The sequence below is a fragment of the Deltaproteobacteria bacterium genome (assembly GCA_023382265.1).
Classification (GTDB): Bacteria; JAMCPX01; JAMCPX01; order JAMCPX01; family JAMCPX01; genus JAMCPX01.
In genome coordinates, this window is record JAMCPX010000013.1 from 1 (window position 1) to 7,864 (window position 7,864).

At 41.5% G+C, this 7,864-nt stretch carries 8 protein-coding genes; 1 reads left to right on the forward strand and 7 read right to left on the reverse strand.

The window, feature by feature from the left end; genetic code table 11:
* Window positions 1–210: 210 nt before the first annotated feature.
* The 6 genes from M1381_02555 to M1381_02580 form a co-directional block, all read right to left on the reverse strand.
* Window positions 211–1,047, reverse strand: a complete 837-nt coding sequence (locus tag M1381_02555) for a class I SAM-dependent methyltransferase (GenBank protein MCL4477970.1) — start codon at window positions 1,045–1,047, stop codon at window positions 211–213.
* A 436-nt stretch (window positions 1,048–1,483) separates the two neighbouring features.
* Window positions 1,484–2,212, reverse strand: coding sequence for an NTP transferase domain-containing protein (locus M1381_02560; protein MCL4477971.1), 729 nt, complete (start codon window positions 2,210–2,212; stop codon window positions 1,484–1,486).
* Complete coding sequence (locus tag M1381_02565; protein ID MCL4477972.1) at window positions 2,205–3,116, reverse strand: glycosyltransferase; 912 nt, start codon at window positions 3,114–3,116, stop codon at window positions 2,205–2,207. Before M1381_02565 ends, M1381_02560 begins: the two co-directional genes overlap by 8 nt.
* Window positions 3,103–4,041 carry a class I SAM-dependent methyltransferase gene (locus tag M1381_02570; protein ID MCL4477973.1) on the reverse strand — a complete coding sequence of 313 codons (939 nt, stop codon included), beginning with the start codon at window positions 4,039–4,041 and terminating at the stop codon, window positions 3,103–3,105. The genes M1381_02565 and M1381_02570 overlap by 14 nt, the downstream gene beginning before the upstream one ends.
* Window positions 4,038–4,664 carry an HAD family phosphatase gene (locus M1381_02575; protein ID MCL4477974.1) on the reverse strand — a complete coding sequence of 209 codons (627 nt, stop codon included), beginning with the start codon at window positions 4,662–4,664 and terminating at the stop codon, window positions 4,038–4,040. Before M1381_02575 ends, M1381_02570 begins: the two co-directional genes overlap by 4 nt.
* Before the next feature lie 9 nt (window positions 4,665–4,673).
* Window positions 4,674–5,894, reverse strand: a complete 1,221-nt coding sequence (locus M1381_02580) for a 2-phospho-L-lactate transferase CofD family protein (GenBank protein MCL4477975.1) — start codon at window positions 5,892–5,894, stop codon at window positions 4,674–4,676.
* Window positions 5,895–6,135: 241 nt separating this feature from the next.
* Here M1381_02580 and M1381_02585 point away from each other — a divergent pair, with 241 nt between their 5' ends.
* Window positions 6,136–6,522 carry a hypothetical protein gene (locus tag M1381_02585; GenBank protein ID MCL4477976.1) on the forward strand — a complete coding sequence of 129 codons (387 nt, stop codon included), beginning with the start codon at window positions 6,136–6,138 and terminating at the stop codon, window positions 6,520–6,522.
* Between the two features lie 43 nt (window positions 6,523–6,565).
* On the opposite strand, the gene M1381_02590 is transcribed toward M1381_02585, so the two are convergent.
* The gene (locus tag M1381_02590) at window positions 6,566–7,711 is read right to left on the reverse strand and encodes a glycosyltransferase family 4 protein (GenBank protein MCL4477977.1); all 1,146 of its coding nucleotides are present in this window, start codon (window positions 7,709–7,711) and stop codon (window positions 6,566–6,568) included.
* Between the last annotated feature and the right edge of the window lie 153 nt (window positions 7,712–7,864).

The following is a 7,864-nucleotide window of genomic DNA, read 5'->3' on the forward strand; positions in this document are numbered from 1 at the left end:
ATGAAGGTGTTATGGTATAAGTAATGAAAAGCCAGCGTCGCTCCGCTCCGATAGGGGTGCCCGTTTTGATTGAAACAGGCGACCGATTTGGAGTGAAACAAGTGCCCGTTTTGAGTGAAATATGCAAGTAACTTCTCAACTAACAAATTCTGCAAAAACAGTATCTTTTCACATTTCAAGGGCTGACCCTGTTGCTTTCCTTTAGTCTTCCTAATTCTTTTCACCCACCGCACACCAATAAGGGGGCTTATCACTAAATTTTATATTTTTCAGACCTGCATCCTCCATCATCTTCAATATCTGAACTTTTGTGAATCTCTTTTCCAATTTTGTTCCAAATCGATCTAATGCATCTGTTCGCATTGTGTAAAAATTTCGATTCCTATAAAAGGATAAGGGTATTGTATCAACTTGTAAACCCATTAATTCTCCCAGTTTTGCAAACCTTGCAAGGGGCAGGTAAATGAGGAGGGCTATGAGCTGAGAAACAACATACTTTAAAGGGAAAGGCATCCGGGAGATTATCAGACGGCATACATCGCTCAGCCTCCACAGCGTCCTGTACCATAGAGGCCTGTTGTCAAACGCATAGTACAGATACAGCAAAAAGGGGGCCCCACCCTTCAACTTCGATACGCAGGCCTTTATGCCTGCTGCCGTATCCGGGACATGGTGCAGCACCCCGATGGAGTATCCGAAATCCGCCGTGCCATCGGCCAGTGGTATCTGATCAACACCCGCCCAGTGAAACCTGCAGTTGGGAGAGCCTTTTAAATTCTTTCCCGCTACTCGCAAAGCTTCTTCACTGGGATCTATACAGTACAAACTACCCACTTTAGGGGCCACAAACTTCGCCCACCTGCCGCTGCCGCAGCCCAGATCAAAACCAACGCTGTTTTTAGGTAACTTATCCCAAGGAAAAATAGTAAAATATGCTGAAAACATATCATACAATTCCTTGTCATTAAGCTGGCTTTGATCAAACCTGCTCCATTCCTTCCCGAATCCATGAACTACCTTCTCATCTATATTGTTGTTCGTTTTCATGATTATTTAAAATGCAGGGTTTACAATTCCTCAACTCTTCATTTCAGCTCTTCACAACCTTCCTTAAAATCTCCACATACTTCGGTGCCCAGACCTTTACCCCGTTAGAGAAAGCCAGCGACTTTAATTGATGGTCATTACCGTTCGAAACTAACGGTGTTTTGAAATCACCATCATCGCAAGTCATTATAGAACTTTGTTCTCTAACGGGGTTTACAGAATATTTTTCTTCAACTGTCCTCCACACTATCCTTGCAATATTTTTTACTTAACTCGGCATTTTCAATTAGTAAAAGCAATCTCTCGCCCCATTCCTTCTCGTTCTTTCTTTGCAAGAAACTCATTTACCTTATTCTGTATAATCTTTGCATTCATATCAGCACGAGATACCACACATGGTATAGACAATATTTTGACTCATCATTGCTTGCGGCATTCATAAAAAATTTTCTATGTCTTTCATGGTGTTGAACGAAACCAAATCCATTTCAGTGGCTATTGGTAAACCCTGAACCCGATAACCACGTTCTATCATGTGTCGAATCACATATAAAAATCCATGCTCATCGGTGGTCTTTCCCCATTTGCCCGGTAGTTCTTCTTGTAGAAGTTCCCATATTGGTTGCTTGCGAAAAATAAACAAGCCAATGTCTCTCTCTCCATGCTGGGGAACTTTAATACCAGCCTCTCGTGTCTCGATCACGCCGGTTATACTACCCTGCGTATCTCGCTCAACTACTGTATAAGCAGTATCAACATAACGGGTTACAAATGTAAAATCATTTCCTTGCCTATAATGCGAGTTTACCATGGCAGTCACTGTATTCAATTGTATAAATGGAATATCCCCCCAAATAAGTAAAACGTGCTCTGTCTCAGGAAAGGCCGGAGACTCTTTGAAACGCAGCACAGCATCTCCCATACCACGAGGTTCTTGTTGGATTACCAGATACGCTGTAAGGCCATATTGAGCAACGCAAGAAATCACTTGATCGTAGCCAGTGGGACTGACAATAACCGTGGGGCATGTGTCCCATGCGCTCATCAATTCGTGGATACGCACCAGAATTGGCTTACCCTGTATTGAAAACAGTGTCTTTGGATAGGGTAAACCAGCACGTACCCCTTTACCAGCGGCTGCAATTAGTACATGAAGATTAGCCATCAAAATCCTTCCCTACCTGTCCACGCAAACCACGTAATATTGCACGATAAAAAGTAATAGCATTTCTTCCGGCTACATAAGACAAAGCTCCCCACAATCCATTACGGGAAGTTAAGCGGCCAAGAGCAGCTACAATTGTCAGGATATTACGCAAGAGGACAAAATTAAAATAGCGTTTATTCAATATCAGTGTATTTTTTACGTAGTAGTAGAGCTTTGCAGGTGTAAAAGGCCGAATACTCACATCAGGATGAAAATGATGTGCAGATAAAACTGAATAAACCGGACCAAACTTTCTCAGACGAAAAAAGTAATCGACTTCGTCTCCTGAAAGGAAAAGATCACGATTAATATTACCAATTTGACGTACCGCCTCTATAGATACCAATGCACCATTGAACAAATGGGCAAACGGATACATGCCGCCATTAGTAATCCTCGAAAGTCCTTTTAGAGTGGGAACCTTACGCGGAAAGGTAAAAACAACAGGGAGGTCATTTTTATCAAGCACAGAAAAAGGGAATACAAAATGCGTTGGCTTATCCTCGCGTAAAACAACAGAAGATACACAGGATATGCTAGGATGTAATGCCTGCTCTAAAAGATTAAGTGCTTCTGGGTCAGGATAACCGTCATCATCCATCAACCAAATGGCATCAAAACCTTCTTCCAGTGCGTATTCGATCCCCCTATACCAACCTCCCGCAGAACCCACGTTGTCCTGTGTAATGTAATGCACTCCACGCTGACGTAACACCTCCTCGGTGTTATCAGTGCTTCCGTTATTGATCACAAGAATATGATCAGGCTTGCGAGATTGTTTTTGCAGATAATCAATACATCTTATCAAGAGTTCATTGCGGTTATGGGTTACAACAACGGCAAGGATCTTATACTTGGACAACATTATCTCCATTTTTAGACTTACGATATAGCGCAATCAAAGATGAGCCCTTATTGGTTATTAAGAGCAAGGAATTAATAATATTTTTCATATAAAAAAAGAATTTGCTTTGATTGACTTTTATCTGTGCTATTGCTGCAGCTTTTTCTGGATCATTGTTTAATAGTTTTAGACTGTATTTCTTCTTATTTAAGTACTGTACAATCCTAAAAAAAGATATATTTTCCGTACGAATAAATATTTTTTCATAACCACAGGTTCTCAAAAATTGATCTAAAGTTTTTGGATTCCAAAGTATTAAATGTTCTGGATAACAAATCATACCCCATTGTGGCCCCATAATTAAACGATCGATGCTAAAATAATTTGGCGTTGTGATATAAAGATATCCATTTTTCTTAAGCAAATCCGATATATTATTAATAATATCTCGTGGATTATTAACGTGTTCAATAACTTCTGTAAGAATGACAAGATCAAACTTATCAGATAAATTGGATTCCATCTGCGGCATCAGACCACCGGAAAGCATCTTTATGCCTTTACTTCGGCAAACATCTTCTGCACTTTTATTAAATTCAGTCACATATACTTCACAGCCAATTTTCTTAAACATAGTTAAAAAAGCTCCATTACCACAACCTATATCAAGCACCCGTTTAGCTTTGGAGACCTTTCCCAAATTATCAGCGATCAATCGTAGCTTTTTCAAGGTTAGCTCGGTCTTTATATTATTATCTCGTATATACGCATTATAAATTTTATCCAATTCTGCTCGCGTAGGTTTACGGTTTGAAAAGACTAGTTTGCATTGTTTACATCTAACCAGATGATCTTTCTCATAACCTTTCAAAACTTTTAATTGGTCAGATTCACAAACTGGACAAGTATTATGGTTGTTTTCAATATCTTTTTTATGATTCATATAATATCTCTTATAGTGCCAAAACGAAATGGTAAACGAACATCAACTATTGTAATCCCTGCATATGATGCGGCTTCAATTCCGGCATCAGAATCTTCAAAAACTATCGCTTCTTTCGCACTGACTCCCGTGATTTTTAGTATCATGAGATACCCTTCTGGATCGGGTTTTGCATGTGTAACATCATCAGAGCACAGCATCGGAACAAACCATCCAGTATAACCTAACTTATCTAAAGCAATGTTGATTGTATCACGAGAACCAGACGAATACATCGCTAAACGATAACGCGGTTTTGCCCACTGCAAAAATTCATCAACCCCCGGCAGAGGTTTAAGTTCATTCTTTATTAAGATACGCGCATATTGTTGTTTGGCAGTTACGAGAGTATCTATCTCATTGGGTGAAAGGTTTCTACCATTAGCAATGAGACATTGTTTTATTGCATCTTTAGTTTTCATACCGGCAATAGACTGATAATCAACTTTGATGTTATAAGGCGCAAGCACCTTTAAGAATGCTCGTGCGTGTAAGGGACTTGTATCTGCCAGAGTGCCATCAAAATCAAAAATGAGGAGTTTTTTTTGTTCTAATAATTCAACAAGTGATTTCGAATCAAGCATCCTTCTACCTCAGGTTAGGAGCGTGGCTTCTTCGTATAAATTCATGATCGTTTGTACGACTTTGTTACCATCATGCTTACCCGGTTGTTCTTTCGATTCAAACATATCAACTACACGAGGAATAGGAATCTCTTTAAATGCAGGTTCATCAAATTCAACATATGTTTCATCTGCTTTAAGATGACTTTGATTAATGAGGGTAACATTAAATAAATCTGATATCTTATATTGTCTTTTATTAGCCAAACTCAAATAGTGGTAAGCACCGAGAAGGTATTCTGATGCCTTATAATTAGGCGTCTCATAGTCAGCACCGATGTTGGTTATAAAAACCTTAAACGCCGCCTTATTATCTGCAATGGACTCCGCCAAGCCTGTAGAAAAATATGTCGGATAGAGAGATGAATGCTGGGTTCCGGATGAATAAATAATGATGTCAGCATTCTGGAGAGCATGTTTCACGCTTTCTGACACCTCTACAAAACAGTGGTTTTTCTCAAGAAAATATCGCTTTTCTTCGATACTCAATGCCTGAAAATGCGAAGGATCGAGGATGCTATCCAACAAGTAAATGCGCTCAATTCGTACGTTGGAACGCAATTCGACGATTTCCGCCTCGCTGTAAAGCATTTCGCCATTTTCTCTGAGAGCCACCAGTTTTTTATCCTCGATGCTGGTAGGTAGTACTGTGCCCTTTAGTTTGAAGAGTCGATCGATATACCGTGTCGCGGTATCGATATTACGATTGAAGGTAAGGAATGCACCTGCGTAGATGCAGTTCATAATGGAACAATCAGAAAAATTGAATTTTGTCCCCGAGGCTTTTTCTACAACAGATAGTCCATCCAGGAATTCACGTAAAAAGTGTTGTAAGGCATTGCGGACCTTTTTATTCTGAAATTGCAGCCCAACCAATGCCTGTGCTGTACCCTTCACAAAGGCACGAAGATCGTTCATTATCTTTTCTCTGTCACTTGCGACCGGATATCTGTATCTGAATAAGTTTAAATACACCGCGTAATCGGGATCGTTTTCAGGGAGCATAAGTTCTTGTACTTTACGGATGTCCGAAGGCCCAAGCATACCAAAAAATCGCCGGATTTCACCGGTAGATTTACCATCATCATATGCGTTTACAACTGATGTCACATTCAGACTCTGCTGATGCAATAAAGAAGGTATGAGGGTTGCCGCCCCCCTGCCTCCATTAAGTACCACGACATTTAACATACAGATAACTTTCCCTCTCTTTTAGTTAATAATTAAACTTATTCATATATTGCTTTTTTAGCTATATATCATCACATAAGAAAAGTCTATTTTACTGCAACGCATCAGCGTCATCCCTCCTTGGCAAACAGGCACGGAATGAGGAATGCTTTTCCCACCTATTGTAGAATTGTGCTTTATTGTACCCCGCTCAACTCAAAAACTCCTTGACATCCTGTTTTAACATACTTATAATGTTCGTATGATTACGTATCCTCCAAAAGAAGTAGTAGAAACGTTCGGTGAGCATGCTGCACAAGGTCTTGAAAAATGGCTTGGTGAGGTGATGAAAGACACAGCGACCAATCAGGCTGTGGCAGTGCTTTCCAAGCGGATCGAACATATAGAGGGCTCTGTCGATGAGATTAAAATGGATATGAAAGATATGAGATCAGAGATGAATGAGCGGTTCGACAAGATGAACGAGCGGTTTGATAGGATGAATGAGCGGTTCGACAAGATGAACGAGCGGTTCGACACCATGTATCACCAGACCTTCACGCTCATCAAATGGACCGTGGGCCTGCTCGGCTTCTTCGGCACCGTGATCAGCACTCTGATCTTCGTAGGGCAGTTTATAAGACATTAAGAGTTCTGGAGTTTAGGACTCCCTAACTCTTAAACTCCTCGGCCTACAGCCTCTCATAAATCCCTTTATACCTTTGGACGCCAACCTCGACGCTCATCGTATCTTTTACCACCTTGTATGCCCTTTGCTTGAAATCCGGGTCATTGACAAGCCCCATTGCCTGCTCGAATGCCCGCTTATACTCATCGTCATCAAAGGCATATACGATGGCCCCGGTATCGCTTTGCCCGAGGATGTCTTCCACGTCCCCTACCCCGGCATTGGCAATGACTGGCAAGCCGCAGGCGAGGTACTCTGCGAGCTTCGTCGGGGACGACGATTGCTTGGAGAATGCGGGCTTTATGAAAGACAGGCCTATGTCCGATACCCATAGATACTCATGTACCTCGTTGGGGCTTACCGACTTGATCATATAGTCTGTATCGTTTATTCCATACCTTTTGAGTACGTCTTTTGCATACTTATGCTCGTTCCTGTTCAGTATCAAGAAAAAGGCCCGCCTATCGGAATCTTTCGCTGCTTTGAAGAACTCGGCCATCTGCTCGAACAGGTACCATGTCCCGAGCGAGCCGGAATAGACGATCACAAGCCTGTCCGACAGGCCAAATACCATTCTCATATTATCCCCATACGGTATATTTATTTCAGGAAATCTGTTGGTGTCGACACAGGTAGGGATAACGGTGATCGGTGCGGTGATATAGGTGAATACCCTGAGATAGGGTTTGATCCTCTCCGTCAACACCACAATCTCGTCCGCATTTTTAAGCATCTCCCTCTCAGCCAATTTTGTCAGCTTATAGCCGATGCTCCTGTAAGTCCATTGCCCTGCGTCCACCTTTTCCTCCGCCATCATGCCACGTATATCAAAAATGAATTTCGTTTTAAGTATCTTTTTTAAGACCAGCCCCATCATGCCCGGCACATGACCGCGGGCATGGACGATACCGTAGGGTTCTCGTAGAAAGAAAAACAATGCCTTGGCAATGCCATGAATAATATCATAGAGAGATGAGAAGAATCTCGGATACTTGTGGTACTTTAAGGCTATCCACTTGATATTCGTCTGAGCAAGTTTTGCCTTTACGATATCCTGTTCTTTGGTAAAGTGCCTCTCATAACGATGCTCGAAAGACAATACGGTAATAGCATGGCCTTCTCTCGACAACCCGACCAGGTAGGGGATCACCTGCGACTGCCCCAGCGGCTGGCAGAGACCGTTGTAGGTGAGGTATAGCACTTTATTATGGCTTGTTCCAATATCCATAGAGCACATCGGTTTCATTAAATTACTTTTTGACATAGGTCAAGAAACTATTTATTGACTAATCGAAGAATTATC

What these genes read in the sequence shown, in the direction of transcription:
- M1381_02560 (MCL4477971.1), bottom strand. Translation starts at nt 2,212, where the DNA reads ATGGCTAATCTTCATGTACTAATTGCAGCCGCTGGTAAAGGGGTACGT.
- M1381_02575 (MCL4477974.1), bottom strand. Translation starts at nt 4,664, where the DNA reads ATGCTTGATTCGAAATCACTTGTTGAATTATTAGAACAAAAAAAACTC.
- M1381_02555 (MCL4477970.1), bottom strand. Translation starts at nt 1,047, where the DNA reads ATGAAAACGAACAACAATATAGATGAGAAGGTAGTTCATGGATTCGGG.
- M1381_02570 (MCL4477973.1), bottom strand. Translation starts at nt 4,041, where the DNA reads ATGAATCATAAAAAAGATATTGAAAACAACCATAATACTTGTCCAGTT.
- M1381_02580 (MCL4477975.1), bottom strand. Translation starts at nt 5,894, where the DNA reads ATGTTAAATGTCGTGGTACTTAATGGAGGCAGGGGGGCGGCAACCCTC.
- M1381_02585 (MCL4477976.1), top strand. Translation starts at nt 6,136, where the DNA reads ATGATTACGTATCCTCCAAAAGAAGTAGTAGAAACGTTCGGTGAGCAT.